This is a genomic window from Mycobacterium sp. SMC-8 (genome assembly GCF_025263565.1).
In the GTDB taxonomy this organism is placed as follows: domain Bacteria; phylum Actinomycetota; class Actinomycetes; order Mycobacteriales; family Mycobacteriaceae; genus Mycobacterium.
The window spans coordinates 4,251,270-4,271,212 of the sequence record NZ_CP079865.1 but is presented as its reverse complement, the minus strand read 5'-3'; the positions used below and the strand labels follow the sequence as shown (position 1 = coordinate 4,271,212).

The following is a 19,943-nucleotide window of genomic DNA, read 5'->3' as shown; positions in this document are numbered from 1 at the left end:
GTAGTGCAGATGACGAGAACTGTCGTGGTGACCGGAGCGGGATCCGGTATCGGCCGCGCGATCGCCCACACGCTGGCGCAACGGGATTGGCGGGTGGTGGTGACCGACCTCGACGCGGCCGCCGCGGGCGAGGTCGCCGCCGCGTTGCCCAATCCGGATGCCGGCCACGAGTCGGCCCAGCTCGACGTCACCTCGGCCGAGAACGCGGCCGCGGTGGCCTCCGACATCGCCGGTCGCCTCGGCCTGCACGCGTGGGTCAGCAACGCCGGCATCTCGTTCATGCACCGCTTCCTCGACGCACCGGTCGAGCGCTATCAGCAGACCATGGACGTCAATCTCAAGGGCGTCTTCGTCTGCGGCCAGGCCGCCGCCCGCGAGATGGTGCGGTCAGGCACGCGCGGGGCGATCGTCAACACCGCCTCGATGGCCGGAAAGCAGGGCCGGGTGCCGTTCCTGTCGGACTACGTCGCCTCGAAATTCGGTGTGGTGGGGCTGACCCAGGCGATGGCCTACGAACTCGGTGAGCACGGCATCACCGTCAACTGCGTCTGTCCCGGTTTCGTCGAAACACCCATGCAGTCAAGGGAACTGGAGTGGGAGGCCGAACTGCGCGGCACCACCGCCGACGACGTGCGCGCGATGATGATCGCCGACACACCGCTGGGCCGGCTCGAAGCGCCCGACGACGTCGCCCGCTCGGTGGCTTTCCTGCTCTCCGACGACGCCCGCTTCATCACCGGCGAAGCGCTCGCCGTCAACGGCGGCGCCTACATGGACTGAGCCGGCCGCAACTCATCCGTTTCACCCGAAAGAGAAAGGCACTTCACGTGACCACCACCTGGCTCGACGAGGTCTTCGGCGTCTCGAAACCCGTCATCGCCATGCTGCACCTGTCCGCGCTGCCCGGCGATCCCGGCTTCGACTCCGCGGGCGGCATCGCCGCCGTCGTCAACCGCGCCCGCACCGAACTGGACGCGCTGCAAGCCGGCGGTGTCGACGCCGTCATGATCAGCAACGAATTCAGCCTGCCCTACCTGACCAAGACCGAACCCATCACCGCGATCACGATGGCCCGGATCATCGGCGAGCTGCTGCCCGACATCTCGGTGCCGTACGGGGTCAACGTGCTCTGGGACGGCCGGGCGTCCATCGACCTCGCGGTGGCCACCGGCGCGAAGTTCGTCCGCGAGATCTTCACCGGGGTGTACGCCAGCGACTTCGGCCTGTGGGACACCAACGTGGGCGAGGTCGCGCGGCACCGGGCACGCATCGGTGGGTCACACGTGAAGCTGCTGTTCAACATCGTCCCCGAGTCGGCCCAGTACCTCGCCGACCGCGATCTGGCCGCCATCACCCGCACCACCGTCTTCGCGACGCGTCCCGATGCGATCTGCGTCTCCGGCGCGACCGCGGGCGCGCCCACCGACACCGAGACGCTGCGCGTCGTGAAATCGGCCGCAGGTGAGGTGCCGGTGTTCGTCAACACCGGTGTGCGCGCCGAGAACGTCGCTGCCCACCTCAGCGTCGCCGACGGCGCCGTCGTGGGCACCTACTTCAAGAAGGACGGCCTGTTCGCCAACGCAGCCGAGAAGTCCAGGGTCGAAGAGCTCATGGGCGCGGCCAAGGAGTTCCGCGCTCAGCTGGGCTGATCGTTCGTCCGCCGGACGAGCCGCATCCCCAGCTCGTCCGGCGGAACCGAATGCCCTTCGGCACAGACGATCTCGACGCCCGCCTGAGCACCGCAACCCAGGTGGGTGAGTCGCAGCGACGTGTCGTCGAGGTGCTTGCGTCCCCATTCGAACATCGCCCACACCACCGGCATGAACTCCGACCCGGCCTCGGTGAGCACGTATTCGTCGCGCGCCCGCTGTCCAGGCTCCCGGTACGGACGTTTGGTCAGCAGCCCGGCTTCTACGAGTTCGGACAAGCGCGCCGACGTCGCGGCCTTGGTGATTCCGACGCGTTTGGCGAAATCGTCGAAGCGCGTGGTGCCGTAGTAGGCCTCCCGCATGATCAGCATCGCGGACTTGGTGCCGACGAGCGCCATCGTCTTCTCGATCGGGCACCGGCCGACCGCCGACCATGCGCCACGGTCGGCGAGCGGACCCTGCAGGACTGTCATGCACATCACTCCACCGCTGGGTTGTCTTGACTGAACCTAGGTGTTACATCTAGGTACACAGCAGCATACTCAGCGACGAGTTCCAGGAGGATCCGCATGGCCGACTATTCCGATCGCGACGCCGTCATCGTCGGCGCCGTCCGCACCCCCGTCGGCAAGGGCAAGGCCACCGGCGCCCTCCACGACGTGCTGCCCGCCGACCTGCTGGCACACAGCCTGCGCGAGCTCGTGACGCGTACCGGCGTGGATCCCGTCGAGGTCGAGGACGTCATCGCCGGCGCCGTCACCCAGGTCGGTGACCAGGCCGTCAACATCGCCCGCAACGCCCTGCTCGGCGCCGGGTTCCCCGAGAGCGTGCCCGGCACCACCGTCGACCGCCAGTGCGGCAGCAGCCAGCAGGCGATCAGCTTCGCCGCACAGGGAGTGCTGGCCGGCGCCTACGACGTGGTGATCGCCGCGGGCGTGGAATCCATGAGCCGGGTGCCGATGGGATCGTCGGTGCTGCCCGGCAGCAACCCGTTCGGCCGCGACATGACCGCCCGCTACCCGGATGGCCTTGTCGCCCAAGGCATCAGCGCCGAACTGATCGCTGCGCGGTGGAACCTGTCGCGCACCCAGCTCGACGAGTTCTCCGCCGCGAGCCATCAGAAGGCGGCGCGCGCTGCCAAGGACGGACTGTTCGACGCCGAGCTCGCCCCCATCGCCGGACTGACCGCCGACGAGATCGTCCGCCCCGACACCACGGCCGAGACGCTGGCCGGGCTCAAGCCGGCGTTCTACAACGAGGCCCTCGGCGCGCGGTTCCCGCAGATCGGTTGGAACATCACGCCGGGCAACTCCTCGCCGCTATCGGACGGGAGTGCCGCGGTGATGATCACCAGCGGCGCGGCGGCCCGCCGGCTCGGTCTGCGCCCGCTGGCGCGCATCCACACCACCGTCGCGGTCGGATCCGATCCGCTGTACATGCTGACCGGCGTGATCCCGGCGACGGAGAAGGTATTGCGGAAAGCCGGCTTGAGCCTTCCTGATATCGACCTGTTCGAGGTGAACGAGGCGTTCGCGCCGGTGGTGCTGGCGTGGGCCGCGGACGTGGGCGCCGACCTCGAGAGGACGAACGTCAACGGCGGCGCGATCGCGATCGGCCATCCCCTGGGCGCCAGTGGTGCGCGCATCATGACCACGCTGGTCAACGCGTTGCAGCAACGCGACGGGCGCTACGCGCTGCAGACGATGTGTGAGGGCGGCGGCATGGCCAACGCCACCATCATCGAACGGCTGTAAACGTCTGCGCTTAAGCCTGGATACACCGATTAGGTGGCGGCCTGGGTGGGTTGAAACAGCGAAATGCCCTGTCGTGGTGGGAGAATGAGATTTGTTCAGGATCCAATTCAGCCACTACGAAGGGCATCTCGTAGATGCAACTATCTCACACTCGGCCCGTCGCGGCGGCCCGCTTCGATGATCCGAACCTGGTGTCGTGCGCCGGACTGGTCCCGATCACCGCGTTGGCGCAAGAATGCGGTCTGGCCGCGTTGGCTGATGAGCACCTCACGGTGCCCACGGACAAGGGCTCCAACGCGGGGGCGAAGGTGAGCGCGCTGGTCGCGGGGATGGTCGCTGGCGCGGACAGCATCGACGATATGCGCCTGCTGCGCCACGGCGCGATGCGCACGGTGTTCGACCGTCCGTATGCACCCTCGACGCTGGGCTCGTTCCTGCGGGAATTCAGCTTCGGCCACGTCCGCCAACTCGACGCCATCGCGGCGCGGGTGCTGGCGAGCCTGCACGAACGCACCCCGGTGCTGGCCGGCATCGACGGCCCCGTGCTGGTCGATCTCGACGACACCATCATCGAAGTCCACGGCTACAGCAAGCAAGGATCCGGTTACGGCTACTCCGGAGTCCGGGGTCTCAACGCCCTGCTGGCCACGGTCACCACCGGTCAGTGTGCTCCGGTGATCGCCGCCCAACGCCTGCGCAAAGGCTCGTGTGGCTCCCCACGCGGAGCTGCCCGCATGATCAGCGACACCCTGTCCACTGTGACACGGCTGCGCTCACCCGAGGCCACCAGCAAGCCGCTGGTCCGCGCCGATTCGGCGTTCTACGGTCACCGCAGCGTGGGCGCGGCGCTGCGCGGTGGCGCCGAGGTGTCGATCACCGTGCCCCTGGACTCGAAAGTCAAGGCTGCGATCGCGGCCATCAACGATGATGCGTGGACCTCGATCGAGTACACCGACGCCGTCTACGACGAAAACACCGGCCAATGGATCTCCCGGGCCGAGGTCGCCGAGATCGGATTCACCGCGTTCAGCTCCAAGAAAACCCACCAGCAGGTCCCGGGCCGCTTGGTGGTACGCCGCATCCCCGACCTGAACCCCACCAGCGATGGACAGGCCACCCTGTTCGACACCTGGCGGTTTCACGCCTTCTTTACGACCACCGATCTGGACACCGTCACCGCCGACAAGACTCACCGCGGCCACGCGATCATCGAACAGGTCCACGCCGACCTGAAAGCCTCCGCGCTGGCCCATCTACCGTCAGGCCGGTTCTCGGCCAATAGTGCATGGTTGGTGCTGGCGGTCATCGCGTTCAACCTCACCCGCGCCGCGGCCACCCTCACCGGCCCCACGCTGGCCAAGGCCCGCACCGCCACCATCCGCCGCACGCTGATCACCGTGCCCGCACGCATCGCCTCCTCGGCACGACGGCTGACGTTGCACCTGCCGCGCAACTGGCCCTGGGAACACGCATGGAACTTGCTGTTCGGCAACCTCTTCGGCCGATATCAGCCGCTCACGGCCTAATCAGACCACTCCCTACCGGCCTTCGACGCGAAACACCAACAGGAACAACCCGATACCGAGATCGGGCGATCAGCCACGCCCACTGGGACCTATACATCAGCTCAAAGCCTCACAACCAGATTCAACCCCACACCAACCGCCGATCGGTGTATCCAGGTTAAGCCCGGGTCAGCTCGAACAGCGGGATGACTCGGTCGGTCTTGGCCTGGTAGTCAGCGAACACGGGCGCGATCTCGACGATCTTCGGATACAGCGCCTCGCGCTCGTCGTCGGACAGCTCACGGACGTCGACGTCATAGGCGTCGGTGCCCACCTCGATGTAAGCCTTCGGGTTCGCCCGCAGGTTGTGCACCCAGGCGGGATGCCGGGGTGCGCCGGCGTAGGACCCGACGATGAGCATCTTGCCGTCGATGGTCAGGTAAGCCAGCGGTGAGAGCCGCGACCTACCCGACTTCGCGCCCGTGGTGTGCAGCAGAAGCAGCGTGGCGCCGTCGAACGGCCCGCCGACCTTGCCTCCGTTGGCGCGGAACTCTTCGACGATGTTGCCGTTGAATGCGTCCAGCGCCGCAGTGTCGGCGACGAGCTTGTCTTTGTCCGGTTGCCTGTCCGGTGGTGTCATGCCTTGTCCAGCTTCTCCGGCTTGACGTCTATTCCGGACTCCTTGCGCTGCTGATCGGTGATCGGCGCGGGTGCTTCGGTCAGCGGGTCGACACCGCCGCCGGACTTCGGGAACGCGATCACCTCGCGGATCGAGTCCACGCCGGCCAGCAGCGCGGTGATGCGGTCCCAGCCGAACGCGATACCACCGTGCGGCGGAGCGCCGAAAGTGAACGCGTCCAACAAGAATCCGAACTTCTCGCGCGCTTCGTCGTGATCGATGCCCATCATCGCGAACACCCGTTCCTGGACGTCGCTGCGATGGATACGGATGGATCCGCCGCCGATCTCGTTGCCGTTGCAGACGATGTCGTAGGCGTCCGACAAGGCACTGGCCGGATCGGTGTCGAAGGTCGCCTCGGACTCGGGTTTCGGCGCGGTGAACGCGTGGTGCATCGCGGTCCAGGCGCCGGATCCGACCGCCACATCACCGGCGGCCGTCGCCTCGGCGGTGGACTCGAACATCGGCCAGTCCACCACCCACGTGAACGCCCACGCGTCCGGGTCGATCAGGTCGAGCCGTTTGGCGATCTCGATGCGGGTGGCGCCCAGCAGCGCCCGTGCCGACTTCGCGGTGCCGGCCGCGAAGAACACACAGTCGCCGGGATTGGCGCCCACGTGCGCGGCCAGCCCGTCCCGCTCGGCGTCGCTCAGGTTCTTGGCGACCGGCCCACCGAGCGTGCCGTCCTCGCCGATCAGTACGTACGCCAGCCCCTTGTGCCCGCGTTGCTTGGCGAACTCCTGCCAGCCGTCCAGCGTGCGCCGCGGCTGCGAGGCTCCGCCCGGCATCACCACGGCGCCGACATAGGGTGCCTGGAACACCCGGAACGGCGTGTCTTTGAAGTAGTCGGTGCACTCCACGAGCTCCAGGCCGAAGCGCATGTCGGGCTTGTCCGACCCGAACCGACGCATCGCGTCGGCGTAGCTGATCCGCGGCAGCGGCAGCGGCAGGTCGTACCCGATCGTCGACCACACGGCCTTGAGGACCTGCTCGGACACCGCGATGACGTCGTCGGCGTCGACGAAGCTCATCTCCATGTCCAGCTGGGTGAACTCGGGCTGGCGGTCGGCGCGGAAGTCCTCGTCGCGGTAGCAACGGGCGATCTGGTAGTACCGCTCCATACCCGCGACCATCAGCAACTGTTTGAACAGCTGCGGGCTCTGCGGCAGTGCGTAGAACGAGCCGGGCTGCAACCGGGCGGGCACCAGGAAGTCACGGGCGCCCTCCGGTGTGGAGCGCGTCAGCGTGGGGGTTTCGATCTCGATGAAGTCTTGCTCGGCCAGCACACTGCGTGCGGCGGCATTCACCTTGGAGCGCAAGCGGATCGCGTTGCCCGGCCCCTCCCGGCGCAGATCCAGGTAGCGGTACTTCAGCCGGGCTTCCTCGCCGGCGGTCTCGTCGAGCTGAAACGGCAGCGGAGCACTCTCCCCCAGTACCGTCAGCGACGTCGCGTTCACCTCGACCTCACCGGTGGCGATGTCGGGATTGGCGTTGCCTTCCGGACGGACCTCGACGACGCCGGTGACGGCGACGCAGAACTCCGAGCGCAACCGGTGCGCCTGCGCCAGCACATCGCCCTCCCGGAACACCACCTGAGCCACGCTCGGCCCGATTTTCCCGTCGCTACCGTCCTGCCCTCCGGACAAGCCGTCTCGCAGGTCGATGAAGATGACGCCGCCGTGGTCGCGACGGCGCGCCACCCACCCGGCCAGCGTCACCGTTTGACCGGCATCGGTGGGGCGCAATGAACCGGCGGTGCGGGTGCGCAGCACGAAGTACTCCTGTTCGCGGGGGATAGTCAACAGTTCAGTCTAGTGGGGCACGGTGGACAGCTCGACGAGGTCCGATCTTCCGTCGACCAGTCATGGTGACCTAACGTGTATGGTCATGCATCCCTGCGAGCGCGTCGGCCTGGACTTCGTCGACACCGCCCCGTACCGGTTCGTCAGCACCGTCGACCTGACCATCACCCCCGAGCAACTCTTCGAGGTACTGGCCGACGAGACGTCATGGCCACACTGGGCCAGTGTCATCACCAAGGTGACCTGGACCAGCCCGGAACCCCGTGGAATCGGGACGACGCGCACCGTGGACATGCGCGCCGGGATCACCGGTGCCGAGGAATTCCTGGCGTGGGAGCCATTCTCCCGCATGGCGTTCCGCTTCAACGAGTCGAGCACGTCGAGCATCTCGGCGTTCGCCGAGGACTACCACGTGGTGCCGACCGCCAAGGGGTGCCACCTGACCTGGATCATGGCGCTCAAACCCCATGGGCTCGCCGGGCGGTTCGGCCTGGCTGCCGGGAAGCCGTTGATGGCATGGATGTTCCAACGCTTCCTGCACAACCTGCGGCGCTACACCGATGAACGGTTCGCCGTGCGCTGAGGTCTGTGGCGCGGCCTCGCTGAGTGCGAAGAAACGTGCCGGCCGTGTCACAGCCCACGGGTAGAATCGCACATATGTTCGATGGATCGCTTCCCGGGCCCACTGCGATGGGTACCGTCAGCGACTCCGTGCTGGTGCAGTCCATCACCGGGTGGGCCGCTACTGCCTCTGCCGCCGAGGCCCGAAAACTCGCGGCCATCGCCGAACTTCACCGCCGCGTGGTCGGCGGTGAATTCCGCGAACGCCTCGCGATCGACGACACCGACGCCGCTGCCGCTCACGTCAGCTGCGCGCTGACCCTGCGCCACGGCAAAGCTGTCGGGCTCATCGACCTCGCCGTGACGCTGCGCGACCGCCTTCCCAAGGTCGGTGCCCGTTTCCTTGCCGGAGAAATCAGCGCGGGCATGATCGCCACGATCGCCTGGCGAACCTTCCTGGTCGGCCAAGCCGCACTTGCGGCCATCGACACCGCCCTGGCCGAGCACGCCCCGACCTGGGGCAACCTGTCCGACGCCAAACTCGCCCAAGCCATCGACGTGTGGATCCATCGCCACGATCCCGACGCCGTGCGCCGCGCCCGCAACGCCATGCGCGGCCGCTACTTCAACGTCGGCGACTACACCGACGAGAACACCGGCACCGTCACTGTGCACGGTCGCGTCAGCCTCGCCGACGCCGCATTGATGCAACAACGCCTGGCCATCATGATCGCCACGCCCTGCCCTGATGACCCGCGTACCAACGATCAACGCCGCGCCGACGCCGTGGGCGCCGCCATGGGTTTGGGAGTGTTCTTCCTGGCCTGCACCTGCCCCGACCCTGACTGCGCCGCCAAAGTGGACGACGGACGAGCCAGCAGCATCACCATCCACGTCATCGCCGACTCCGACTCCCTGCACGCCGAACCCGATCCGCAGATGCACGGAGACGCTCCCATCGAGGCCGCGCCCGCCCCACCTGGTCCGCCGGCCCAGCCCACGCCCACCGCCGAGCCCCCGCAGCTGTCGCCGTCCGACCCGGAGCCTCACCCGGTACCGCCGGAACGCAAGCCTGCGCTGATCCCTGGGTTCAACGGCGCGATCCTGCCCGCGCCACTGCTGGCCGAGCTGGTTCTGCACGGCGCCAAGATCCGCCTCGTCGACACGCTCAACCTCAAGACCGAACCGCGTTACAAGCCCTCAACCGCACTTGCGCGCTTCGTCCGCACCCGGGACATGACCTGCCGTTTCCCCGGCTGCGATCGTCCGGCCGTCTACTCCGATCTCGACCACACCCAGCCCTGGCCGGCCGGGTCCACCCACCCGGCCAACATCAAGTGCTACTGCCGCACGCACCATTTGATCAAAACTTTCCTTCCCGGCTGGAGCGACCACCAACACCCCGACGGCACGCTCACCGTCGTGACCCCCGCCGGGCTTCGGTACACCACGAAACCGCTGACAGCTCTGCTGTTTCCACACTGGAACACCACCACCGGACCCCCACCGCCACCACCGCCGAGCCACCAAGCCTCACCGAGCCGACCCGGCCGGCAACTGATGATGCCCACCCGCCGACGGACCCGCGCCCAGAACCGCGCCGCCCGCGTCACCGCCGAGCGCACCTACAACGCCACCCAACGCGCACTCGAACAATCCGCCCGACAAGCCACCGAAGCAGCGGCCGCGGACCAATCGTTCCGGCGACCCGGCTATGGCGACGACCCACCACCGTTCTGAAGCACGTTCATGCAAGTCGTCTGCGCGGCAGGCGAACCCGAACATCGCCGGGGGTCCGTTGCAACTCCGGTGTCACCTGACGTCGACGTAGTAGATGCTGCCGGTCTTGCTGTTCTGGAACGTCCGATCGTTGCGGAAGTCGCGGACCGTGGAGCGGACGTCGCTTCCCTTGTTCACACCGACGACGTTGGCCTGGCTCAGCGGGGCATCCGACAGGCGGTTGACCACGACCCGGTGACCCTGGGCCTCCAGGTGGCTGATGGTCGCGTCGGCGTTGCCGCCGGTGGGGGCGGCAACCGCAGGAGCGGCCAGCCCGACGACAGCGGCACCCAAGCCGGCGGCGAAAGCGGTGGCGATGGTGAGGTTCTTCATTGTTCTTGCCCTTCCCGGTGGCATTTCCCTGTGGTTCTGACGGGTTAAACCGGCGGCTCAGCGGGTTCATTTCAGTTGGCAGAAATTGAGCTCCGCCTGGCAGGAATGAGTCGTCGGGCCGGTCCCGCAGGACTATGGTGAGCCCAACTGCCGTCAGATCGTCGGGATCGCGGATGGGTGAACAACAGACCCGGTGCCGAACCTGTAGCACCGAAGCCCGTCAGGGTGCGCGCTTCTGCGACCAGTGCGGCGCGGTGCTGTCCCCCGTGCCTCCGGTGCCCGAGTACAAGAATGTGACGGTGTTGTTCGCCGATGTGACCCGGTCGATGGACATCGCCAGCGCAGTAGGCCCAGAACGTCTGCGCGAGATCATGTCCGAACTGCTCGACAGGTCGACACGAGTGGTACGACGCTACGGCGGCACAGCCGAATTCATCGGGGACGGGGTCATGGCGCTGTTCGGCGCACCTGTCGCGATGGAGGACCATGCCTTTCGCGCATGTCTGGCGGCATTGGCCATTCAGGACGAAGCACGTGATCTGGCCGAGAGGGTCCTCGTACGCGACGGTATGGATTTCAAGATTCGTGTCGGTCTGAACTCCGGCCAGGTCATCGCCGGTGACATTGGTTCCGCTCGGGCCGGTTACACCGTGATCGGCGAACATGTCGGGCTGGCCCAGCGAATGGAGTCCGTGGCGCCGCCGGGCGGGGTGATGATCAGCGAGACCACCGCACGCCTGGTCGAACACGTTGCTCAACTGGGTGACGTGGAGTGGGTGCACATCAAGGGCGCAGATCAACCGGTACCTGCGCGGACGCTGCTGGGAACCGCCGAGCGACACGACCTACGGTCAGCAGACACCCCGTTCGTCGGGCGCACCTCGGAAATCGCCGAGCTGGTAGGCACTCTGGACAACTCATCTCGTGGCCGCGGCGCGGTGGTCCGTGTGGTGGGAACACCCGGTATCGGCAAGAGCCGACTCACCCGCGAACTCGCCGCGCTCGCCACCGATCGCGGCATGCAGGTGTTCTGGACCTACTGCCAGTCCCATACCCGCGATGTGCCCTTCGGTACGGCCACCGGATTACTGCGAGCCTTCTTCGGCATCGCGCACGTGTCGGCCGAAAGCGCCAGGGCGGCCACGCGCTCGGCGCTGCCTGACGCCGACCCGCAGGACCTGCTGATGCTCGACGACATGCTGGGAATCGGCGACGGCCGTCCCCCGCCAGAAGACGTCACCCCTGATGCCCGAAAGCGGCGCCTCACCGCACTTTTGGACAAAGCCCTGCTGTCGCGTCATCAACCGACGGTGTATGTGGTCGAGGACGCCCACTGGATCGATGCGGCCAGCGAGGCGATGATCGCGGATTTCCTCGGCACGATCACCGAGGCCGCGGCCTTGGTGCTCATCACGCACCGACCCGAGTACCACGGCGCGCTCGCGAGAGCGGACAACAAGACGATCGCACTTGCACCCCTGGACTATTCGAGCTCATCGAAGCTCACTGTCTCACTCGTCGGTCCGGACACCTCGGTGGCCACGCTCGCCCAACGCATCACTGATCGAGCCGCGGGGAACCCGTTCTTCATCGAGGAGATGATCCGGGATCTCGCCGAGCGCCGCGTCCTCGGTGGAACGAGGGGCGCCTACACCTGTCACGGCGATGCCGACATCCCCGTCCCAGCGTCCGTGCAGACCACCATCGCCGCCCGGATCGACCGGCTCGCGCCGGCAGCCAAGCGCACCCTTTACGCGGCTGCGGCAATCGGCTCCCCGTTTTCTCGCACGCTCTTGGACGCTGTATCCGGGTCCTCGGCGATCGACGACCTGAAGGATGCCGAGTTGATCGCACAAGTGAGCACCCGCCCGGATCAGTACGCGTTCCGGCACCCCTTGATGCGCGCCGTTGCCTATGAAACTCAGCTGAAGGCCGGCCGGGCCGAACTTCACCGTCGCATCGCGGCCGAGATCGAACGCACCGATCCCGAAGGCGCTGCGGCCAACGCGGCACTGATCGCCACCCACCTCGAAGCAGCTGGTGACCTCCGTGCGGCATTCAGCCGGCATATGGAGGCCGGCACCTGGGCGACTCATCGCGACATCGCCGCGGCCAGGATGAGCTGGCGGCGCGCGGCCGCCGTCGCCGATGGCCTCCCTGAGGACGAACCGGATCGCTTGACGATGCGCATCGCTGCGCGAACATTGCTTGTGGCCACGATCTGGAGGGTCGGCGGCCAGCTGGCCGACGTCGGGTTCGACGAGCTGCGCACACTGACCCAGCAGGCCGGCGACAAACGGTCCCTGGCGATCGGCATGGCCGGACTGATCCAGATGCTGAACTTCCACGGCCGGTACACCGAGGCGTCTCGACTTGCGTCCGAGCAGGTGCAGCTCCTCGACGCCATCGACGACCCGGAACTGGCGGTCGCACTGATCCCGATGGTGAGCGCCATCGCCAAATGGGACGCCGGTGAGATGACGGCATCGCTGGATCTGGCCCAACGGTCCATCGATGACGCGGCCGGAGATCCGACGATGGGCAACCTCGTCATCGGATCTCCACTGGCCATGGCGTTGGCGATGAGGGCGTCGACGCGGTGCTGCCTGGGGATCAGGGGCTGGCGTCAGGATTTCGACGACGCACTCTCGATCGCCCGAAGTGTGGACAAGTTCACCTTCTCGACCGTGGTGATGTTCAAGTACATCGCAATCATGAATTGGGCGCTCGTCGCCGACGATAACGCGCTGCGCGATACCGCTGAGGCCCTTGACATCGCCCGCCGGTTCGGCGACAACTTCCTGCTAACCAACGCCGAATTCACCTACGGATTCATCCTGGTACGCCGTCGGGACACCGACCGGCAGCTGGGCTTCGAGTTGTTGGCGAAAGCGCGGCAGGTCGCGCTCGAACACCGTTACACGATCATCGCGGCATGGTGCGTCGACCTGGAAGTGGCCGCCGAGTCGATCCGCCGCGGGGACTACGACACCGCTGTCGATCTCTGCCGGGGTGTGCTCGCGAGCGAGATCCGCGCCGGCGAGGGCATCAACCGGGGCTGGTCCACCACCGTTCTCGTCGAGGCCCTCCTCGCCCGCAACCGCGAAGGTGATCGCGACCACGCCGGGCAGGTCGTCGCTGAACTGGCCGCCGTCCCGACGGAACCCACCTTCCTGTATCACGAACTTCCGCTGATGCGCATGCGGGCGATGCTTGCGAAGGCCGACGGCGATCTGCGCGCCTACACCGCGCTGCGTGACCGCTACCGGGCCCGCGCCGAGGAGGTCGGTTTCGACGGTCACATCGCGATGGCGCGGGCCATGGCCTGAACCGGCGCTAGGGTCCAGCCATGAGCCTCGTCACCTACGAAGTGGACGATCACATCGCCACGATCACCCTGAACCGCCCGGGGGCACGTAATGCCATCAACGGCGCACTACGCCGCGACCTGAATGCGGCATGGGACCGGTTCCGTGACGACGAGGACGCGTGGGTTGGCATCCTGACCGCCAACGGTGACGTCTTCTGCGCGGGCGGGGACCTCAAGGACGGCGAAGGCTCGGTGGGCACCTTCGGCGGCACGTTCTGGGAGAAGCCGACGATCAACTCGTTCGAATCCGGGATGGAACTGTTCAAGCCGACGATCGCCGCCGTCCACGGCCCGTGCATCGGCTACGGATTGACCGGGATCCTGTTCTGCGACTTCGTCATTGCGAGCACCGAGGCCACGTTCGCGTTTCCGGAGGTGTCCCTCGGAGTGCCCACCATCGTCGGCGCGATCCGACTGCCGGAGCGGGTGCGGTGGGCCGATGCCATGGAGTTGCTGCTGACGGGCAAACCGGTCACGGCCCAGCGCGCCAAGGAGATCGGCCTGGTGTGGCGGCTTGTCGAACCGGATCGTCTGCTCGCCGAAGCGCAGTCGTGGGCGCGAACGCTCACCGAGGCAGCGCCGCTGGCGCAGCGCGCCACCAAGGAGGTCGCGTGGCGGACGGCGAAGATGGGCTGGATCGAATCCGTGCGGTTCGGGGAGACCATGCGCAAGGTCGCCGCCGCGACAGATGACGTGGCCGAGGGCATCCAGGCGTGGCGGGAGAAGCGTGCGCCGCGGTGGCGCGGCCGCTGATATCCCGTCGACCGCACCAGTCCCCTAGTACACCGCCGCCCAGGCTCGTCGCCGGTCCCGGTCCGGGTCGGGCGCCATGACGTCGCGGGTGGAGGTGATCAGCCGGGTCAGCCGCTGCCCGGTCTCGTAGCACGGCCAGTGCTCGTCCTCGCCGTCCTCGGTGGTGCGGGCGAAGTCCAGCCAGGCCCGCTGCATCCGCCGTCCGACACCGGGCTGGATACGCCGGCCCAACGGGTGCAGCTTTCGCCCGACGAACGACTCGTAACTGTGATGGATGTGCACGATCTCGCTGCCGTGCGTCGCACCCAGACCGAGCATGCGCAGGCTCCACCCGAAGTGGTCGAAGCGGTACACCCGTGTCGGCGCATGCGCGCTGTAGGCATCGGCCAGCGCCCAGGTCGGTCCACCGAACATCGCGTCGGCACCCAGCGCGACCAGGGCGCTGCGCCGCGGGTATGACGGATATGCTTGCAGCACCGTCTGTTTGGCGTCCGGCGCCACCCGCGCGAAGTACGCGTCGACCGACGCCTTGGTGGTGGGCAGCATCGGCGGCTTGGTCCACGCGAACATCGAGGCCTCATGGCTGTTGGTGCCGACGATCAGCGGCACCGCCGACATGCGGCCCTCCCGCGCGGCCTGCACCGGGTGCTGAGGCAACAACTCGGTGCCGTGGGTCAGCCCGTAGGCCAGCGTCGGGGTGGTCGCGGCGCTCTTGAGCTGCAGCACACCGGCGGCGCGGCGCAGTTGCCTCTGCGGCAGGTCCTTCACCTGAGCGGCGCTCACCCCAAGGCGGCGCAGGAACTCGTGCGCGTTGGCGGCGCGGAACTCCCGGTCGGCGATCAGCGGCAACGCCGGGCTCTGCGCGATGGCCCGCTGGAACAGTCCGCCCGCCTGCGGTGCGGCCATCAACGCCAGCACCGACGTCGCCCCCGCCGACTCGCCGAACACCGTGATCCGGTCGGGGTTCCCGCCGAACGCGGCGATGTTGTCACGCACCCACTGCAGCGCGGCGATCTGGTCGCGCAGCGCGAGGTTGTCGTCGAATCCGTGCCCCAGATCGCCGAGCTCGAAGCCGCCGAACACCCCGATGCGGTAGGTGACGTTGACGACGACGACGTTGCCGTTGGCCGCCAGCCGCGACCCGTTGTACAGCTGGAACTGGCCCGCGCCGTAGACGAAGGCCCCGCCCGGGATCCATACCATCACCGGCAGCGAGGCCGTGGTGTCGGGCGACCACACCGTCAGCGTCAGGCACGCTTCGTCGCGCGCCTTCGGGTCGTCGCGACCGCCCCCGACGAACGACTTCGTCTGCGGGGGCAACGGCCCGTGTTCACGCGCGTCGCGCACCCCGGTCCAGGGCTTGCGAGGTTCGGGCGCCAGGAACCGGCGCGGCCCGACCGGCTGCTCGGCATACGGCACACCGCGCCACACACCGATCCCACCCTCGACCTCGCCCTGCAGGTCGCCCGACGGAGTGCTCAGCACGCTGGGTACTCCCGCCACGACAGACACGCGGCAAATCGTAGTGTGCGAAGCTGGACCGACAGCGGTGTCAGGCAGCCCCGCCCAGCGGCGGACGGCAGATTGGGGGTAGCGACATGACCTTCAACGAGGGTATGCGGATCGACACCAGCACCACCTCGACGAGCAGTGGCGGCGGCCGCGGACCCGGCCGCGGCATCGCGGTGGGCGGCGGTCTGGGCGGTCTGCTGATCGTGGTGGTGGCGCTGTTCCTGGGCGTGGACCCGGGCACGGTGCTGCCGAACCAGACCCCGATGGACACCCAGGGCGCGCAGGCGCAGGGCTTCGATCTGAGCCAATGCCGGACCGGCAGGGACGCCAACGACATCCCCCAGTGCCGGGTGGTGGCGACCGGCAACTCGCTCGACGGCGTATGGGCGCAGCTGATGCCCGGCTACACCCGGCCGCAGATCGAACTGTTCACCAACGGCGTCGATACCGACGGATGCGGTTTCGCCAGCAGCGACGTCGGACCCTTCTACTGCCCTGTCGACAAGACTGCGTACTTCGACGTCGGTTTCTTCGACGTCCTGCAGAACCAGTTCGGCGCCAGCGGTGGCCCGTTCGCCCAGGAGTACGTGGTGGCCCACGAGTTCGGTCACCACGTGCAGAACCTGCAGGGCGTGCTCGGCCGCGCCCAGCAGGACCCCACCGGCCCCACGGGCGCAGGGGTGCGCACCGAGCTGCAGGCCGACTGCTACGCCGGCGTGTGGGCGCACTACGCGGCGATCACCAAGCAGGAAGGCACCGACGTTCCGTTCCTGGAACCGTTGACCGACAAGGACATCGCCGACGCGCTGTCGGCAGCGGCGGCCGTCGGCGACGACCGCATCCAGGAGGCGGCCACCGGCCGGGTCAGCCCGGAATCCTGGACGCACGGCTCCTCGGAGCAGCGGCAGAAATGGTTTACCACCGGTTACCGGACCGGTGACCCGGCGCAGTGCGACACCTTCGCGACGAACAACCTTGGCTAGGCCCACCACGGCCGTCGACGCGGTCGCCGAGCGCTATCTCGACACCCTCGCGGCCCTGGACCCGTGTGCCGCCACCGAGGCCGGCATCGCGGGACACGACGACCAGATCACCGATTACTCCCCTGCCGGGGTGGCGGCCCGCGCCGACGCCGCCCGCGCCGCTCTGCGCGAACTGGACAGCGTCGAGCCGTCCGACGGCGTCGACGCCGTCACCGTCGCCGCGATGCGCGAACGCCTCGGCGTACTGCTCGAGATGCATGACGCCGGACTCGATCTCGGCGAACCCAACGTCATCGCCTCACCGCTGCAGACGATGCGCGACGTGTTCGACCTGATGCCCACCGACACCGAGGACGACTGGGCCACCATCGACCGGCGGCTGACCCAGATCCCGGTGCGCGTCGACGGCTACGCCGAGGCGCTGCGTGCGTCGGCCCGTGACGGGCGGGCCCCGGCGGCCCGGCAGGTGCGGCGGGGCATCCAGCAGGCGACCCAGAACGCCGAGCTGTTCGTCGCGATGGTCGCCGAGGCGGACCATCCCACGCTGGCGCCCCAGCTACGCGGCCATGCCGAGGAAGCGGCCAACGCCTACGCGTCGCTGGCCAGGGTGCTCAGGGACGACATCGGCCCGCACGCCCGCGACAGCGACGGCTGCGGACGGGATGTGTACACCGTGATGTCTCGCTTCTTCCTCGGCGCCGCAGTCGATTTCGACGAAGCCTACGAGTGGGGTCTGGATCTGCTCACGAGCATCGTGGCCGAGCAGGACACGATCGCCGACCGGCTCTACCCCGGAGCGTCCGCGGCCGAGGCACTGCGCCGACTCGACGGCGAATCGCGCTACCTCGTGCACGGCACCGACGCTCTGCAACGCTGGATGCAGGAGTTGTCCGACCGGGTGGTGGATGCGTTGAGCGGCAACCATTTCGACGTCGACCCTGCGCTGCGCAACCTGGAATGCCGGATCGCACCGACGCAGACCGGGGGGATCTACTACACCGGCCCGTCGGAGGACCTGTCCCGCCCGGGCCGGATGTGGTGGTCGGTGCCGCCCGGCGTCGACACCTTCCACACCTGGCAGGAGACCACGACCGTCTTTCATGAGGGGGTGCCCGGACACCATCTGCAGATCGGCCGGGCGGTGGTGCTGGCCGATCAGCTCAACCGGTGGCGCCGGCTCGGGTGCTGGGTGTCCGGCCACGGCGAGGGGTGGGCACTGTACGCCGAACGGCTGATGGCCGAACTGGGTTGGCTCGAGGATGCCGGAAACCGGATGGGAATGCTTGACGCGCAACGCTTCCGGGCCGCACGGGTAGTCATCGACATCGGCGTCCACTGCGGCCTCACGGCTCCGGACGGCGGTATCTGGGACGCCAATCGCGCGTGGACGTTCTTGCAGAGCCATAGCGCAATGGCCGAGGAGAATCTGCGGTTCGAACTCGACCGCTACCTTGGCTGGCCCGGACAGGCGCCGTCCTATGCGATCGGGCAGCGTATCTGGCAGCAGTTGCGCGACGACGCGGTCGCGCGCGGTGTGTCGCTCAAGGAGTTCCACAGCCGAGCGCTGGACCTGGGCGGTCTGCCGCTGGAGGTGTTGCGCTCGGCTGTGCTTGCCGCGCTCTGACTAGAGGCGCGATTGCTCCTTGATCGCGGTGTCGGTGGTGCGCAGCGGCCGGATCAGCGCGTCCTGGGCGAAGGACGCGATCAATTCGCCTTCCTCGGTGTGCACGGCCCCGCGCACGTACGACATCCCGGCTCCGACCTGGGTGCTCTCGTGGGTGTACAGCAGCCATCCGTCCCAGCGCACCGGTTCATGGAAGCTCACCGACACGGTCATCGGGGCGGTCGAGACGGTGAGGTGGGCCTGGCTGGTGCCGATGCCCTCGTGGGCGCGCATCGTCGTCGAAATACCAAGGTGGCCGGTGAAATACGCGACAAGCGCCTTTGCCAGATCGTCGCGGGCAGGGATCGGGTCGTAGTGCAGCCAAGCGTACAACTCCGGCGGGCCGACCTCGTCGGGGCTGTTGACGTCGACGACGTCGACCAGGCGCAGTTCCCGTCCCGTCATCGGCATGGCAGACACGTTCGCCTGGGCGGGCGGCGTGACGTCGGGCTTGGGCAGGTGGTGCCGGATGACGTCATCGGTCGGCACGTCGGCCAATACCGTGGTGGTGATGCACCGCTTGCCGTTCTGCTTTGCGGTGATGACCGCAGTCGCGGTCGAACGCCCCTCGCTGACCACGTCGATCTCCAACTCGACCGGCCCCGCGCTCACCATCACCGCACGAGCGAACACCGAGTACACCGACCGCACCGATTTGTCCGGAAAGCGCTTGGCCGCTGCCACGATCGACTGGGCGAGCACCTGCGTGCCCTCCACCACCTGCCGCTCATCCGCCGCGGCCAGGCCGGTCTCCGCGGTGAAGACGTCCTGCCCGCACGGCTGCGCGTCGAACAGGTCGAGCAGACCCTGGACCGTCCACGGGGTTTGCGCCGAATCGGTTGTCATGTGCCATCGCTTCCACTCGGTGACTGTCGCAGGGAACAGTAACCGAGGTTTCCCGAAAGCGGTAACGTCATTACCATGTCCGCGAAGGCGCACCCGGATCCGACCGTGCAGCAGGACGGGCCCGAATCCCGCGCGAGCCGCTTCATGCGCTCGGCGCTGGCGATCCTCGGCGAGACGGGAAGGACGGATTTCACCGTCCTTGAGGTCGTCGAGCGATCCAAGACCTCGCTGCGCGCCTTCTATCAGCATTTCGCCACCAAGGACGAACTGCTGCTGGCGTTGGTGGAGAAGATCATGGCCGACGCGACCGAACGGTGGCGCGCCGAGACGGACGCGCTCGACGGCGGCGAGGCGTTGCGCCGGCTCATCGATCGGATCAGCGCCCCGGCGGAGTCCAGCACCCAGGACAGCATCAACCGGGGCCTGACGTACTACAACGACCACCTGCTGGAGACCAGACCCAAGGAATTCGCCACGGTGCTGGCCCCGCTGCACCGACTGGTGGCCGACATCCTGCACCGCGGCATCGCGGAAGGGTCCTTCCGCACCGACCTCGACGTCGACACCGACGCCGCGATCCTGATGCAGACGGTCCTCGGCGCGCTCCGCCTGCGCGACCTGGGCGCCGAGCTCAACGGGGTGCCGATAGTCGGGGCTCACGTCCACGCGTTCTGCATCCGCAGCCTGCTCCGATAGCGCCCTGAACTGCCCAAACACCGACAACGAGCGCTCTGGCGCCGTTACATACCTGCGT

General features: G+C 67.7%; 17 protein-coding genes. 11 read left to right on the top strand and 6 right to left on the bottom strand.

Annotation, left to right across the window (positions count from 1 at the left end; genetic code table 11):
* The first annotated feature begins 9 nt into the window (after nt 1–9).
* Both KXD97_RS20760 and KXD97_RS20755 read left to right on the top strand, forming a co-directional pair.
* Nucleotides 10–780 carry an SDR family NAD(P)-dependent oxidoreductase gene (locus tag KXD97_RS20760; protein WP_260752053.1) on the top strand — a complete coding sequence of 257 codons (771 nt, stop codon included), beginning with the start codon at nt 10–12 and terminating at the stop codon, nt 778–780.
* 47 nt (nt 781–827) lie between these two features.
* Nucleotides 828–1,649 (top strand): BtpA/SgcQ family protein, encoded by an 822-nt coding sequence (locus KXD97_RS20755; protein WP_313901319.1) that lies wholly within the window; start codon nt 828–830, stop codon nt 1,647–1,649.
* On the opposite strand, the gene KXD97_RS20750 is transcribed toward KXD97_RS20755, so the two are convergent.
* Complete coding sequence (locus KXD97_RS20750; RefSeq protein ID WP_260752052.1) at nt 1,637–2,122, bottom strand: helix-turn-helix domain-containing protein; 486 nt, start codon at nt 2,120–2,122, stop codon at nt 1,637–1,639. The genes KXD97_RS20755 and KXD97_RS20750 overlap by 13 nt on opposite strands.
* A 96-nt stretch (nt 2,123–2,218) precedes the next feature.
* Between KXD97_RS20750 and KXD97_RS20745 the strand changes: the two genes are divergently transcribed.
* Entirely contained in the window at nt 2,219–3,403 is a 1,185-nt protein-coding gene (locus KXD97_RS20745) for an acetyl-CoA C-acyltransferase (protein WP_260752051.1), read from the top strand.
* A gap of 134 nt (nt 3,404–3,537) precedes the next feature.
* Nucleotides 3,538–4,929 carry an IS1380 family transposase gene (locus KXD97_RS20740; protein WP_260752049.1) on the top strand — a complete coding sequence of 464 codons (1,392 nt, stop codon included), beginning with the start codon at nt 3,538–3,540 and terminating at the stop codon, nt 4,927–4,929.
* 157 nt (nt 4,930–5,086) lie between these two features.
* Here KXD97_RS20740 and KXD97_RS20735 read toward each other — a convergent pair whose 3' ends face one another.
* A complete protein-coding gene (locus KXD97_RS20735) occupies nt 5,087–5,548 on the bottom strand; it encodes a nitroreductase family deazaflavin-dependent oxidoreductase (protein WP_260752048.1) in 462 nt (153 codons plus the stop codon).
* Nucleotides 5,545–7,359, bottom strand: a complete 1,815-nt coding sequence (aspS, locus tag KXD97_RS20730) for an aspartate--tRNA ligase (protein WP_260758083.1) — start codon at nt 7,357–7,359, stop codon at nt 5,545–5,547. Before aspS ends, KXD97_RS20735 begins: the two co-directional genes overlap by 4 nt.
* Before the next feature lie 109 nt (nt 7,360–7,468).
* Between aspS and KXD97_RS20725 the strand changes: the two genes are divergently transcribed.
* Together KXD97_RS20725 and KXD97_RS20720 are read left to right on the top strand one after the other, a co-directional pair.
* A complete protein-coding gene (locus tag KXD97_RS20725) occupies nt 7,469–7,972 on the top strand; it encodes an SRPBCC family protein (protein WP_260752045.1) in 504 nt (167 codons plus the stop codon).
* 74 nt (nt 7,973–8,046) lie between these two features.
* The gene (locus KXD97_RS20720) at nt 8,047–9,690 is read left to right on the top strand and encodes an HNH endonuclease signature motif containing protein (RefSeq protein WP_260752043.1); all 1,644 of its coding nucleotides are present in this window, start codon (nt 8,047–8,049) and stop codon (nt 9,688–9,690) included.
* Nucleotides 9,691–9,762: 72 nt separating this feature from the next.
* Here the strand turns inward: KXD97_RS20720 and KXD97_RS20715 are convergent, their stop codons facing one another.
* Entirely contained in the window at nt 9,763–10,062 is a 300-nt protein-coding gene (locus tag KXD97_RS20715; protein ID WP_260752041.1) for a hypothetical protein, read from the bottom strand.
* Nucleotides 10,063–10,235: 173 nt separating this feature from the next.
* Here KXD97_RS20715 and KXD97_RS20710 point away from each other — a divergent pair, with 173 nt between their 5' ends.
* Complete coding sequence (locus KXD97_RS20710; RefSeq protein WP_260752040.1) at nt 10,236–13,391, top strand: AAA family ATPase; 3,156 nt, start codon at nt 10,236–10,238, stop codon at nt 13,389–13,391.
* A gap of 20 nt (nt 13,392–13,411) precedes the next feature.
* Nucleotides 13,412–14,185, top strand: a complete 774-nt coding sequence (locus KXD97_RS20705; protein WP_260752039.1) for an enoyl-CoA hydratase/isomerase family protein — start codon at nt 13,412–13,414, stop codon at nt 14,183–14,185.
* Between the two features lie 24 nt (nt 14,186–14,209).
* On the opposite strand, the gene KXD97_RS20700 is transcribed toward KXD97_RS20705, so the two are convergent.
* Nucleotides 14,210–15,697, bottom strand: coding sequence for a carboxylesterase/lipase family protein (locus KXD97_RS20700; RefSeq protein WP_260752037.1), 1,488 nt, complete (start codon nt 15,695–15,697; stop codon nt 14,210–14,212).
* 86 nt (nt 15,698–15,783) lie between these two features.
* On the opposite strand from KXD97_RS20700, the gene KXD97_RS20695 reads away from it, so the two are divergent.
* Both KXD97_RS20695 and KXD97_RS20690 read left to right on the top strand, forming a co-directional pair.
* A complete protein-coding gene (locus tag KXD97_RS20695) occupies nt 15,784–16,680 on the top strand; it encodes a neutral zinc metallopeptidase (RefSeq protein ID WP_260752034.1) in 897 nt (298 codons plus the stop codon).
* Nucleotides 16,673–18,304, top strand: coding sequence for a DUF885 domain-containing protein (locus KXD97_RS20690; protein WP_260752033.1), 1,632 nt, complete (start codon nt 16,673–16,675; stop codon nt 18,302–18,304). Before KXD97_RS20695 ends, KXD97_RS20690 begins: the two co-directional genes overlap by 8 nt.
* Here KXD97_RS20690 and KXD97_RS20685 read toward each other — a convergent pair whose 3' ends face one another.
* Complete coding sequence (locus tag KXD97_RS20685) at nt 18,305–19,189, bottom strand: acyl-CoA thioesterase II (RefSeq protein WP_260752031.1); 885 nt, start codon at nt 19,187–19,189, stop codon at nt 18,305–18,307.
* 75 nt (nt 19,190–19,264) lie between these two features.
* Between KXD97_RS20685 and KXD97_RS20680 the strand changes: the two genes are divergently transcribed.
* A complete protein-coding gene (locus tag KXD97_RS20680; RefSeq protein ID WP_260752028.1) occupies nt 19,265–19,885 on the top strand; it encodes a TetR/AcrR family transcriptional regulator in 621 nt (206 codons plus the stop codon).
* Nucleotides 19,886–19,943 lie beyond the last annotated feature (58 nt).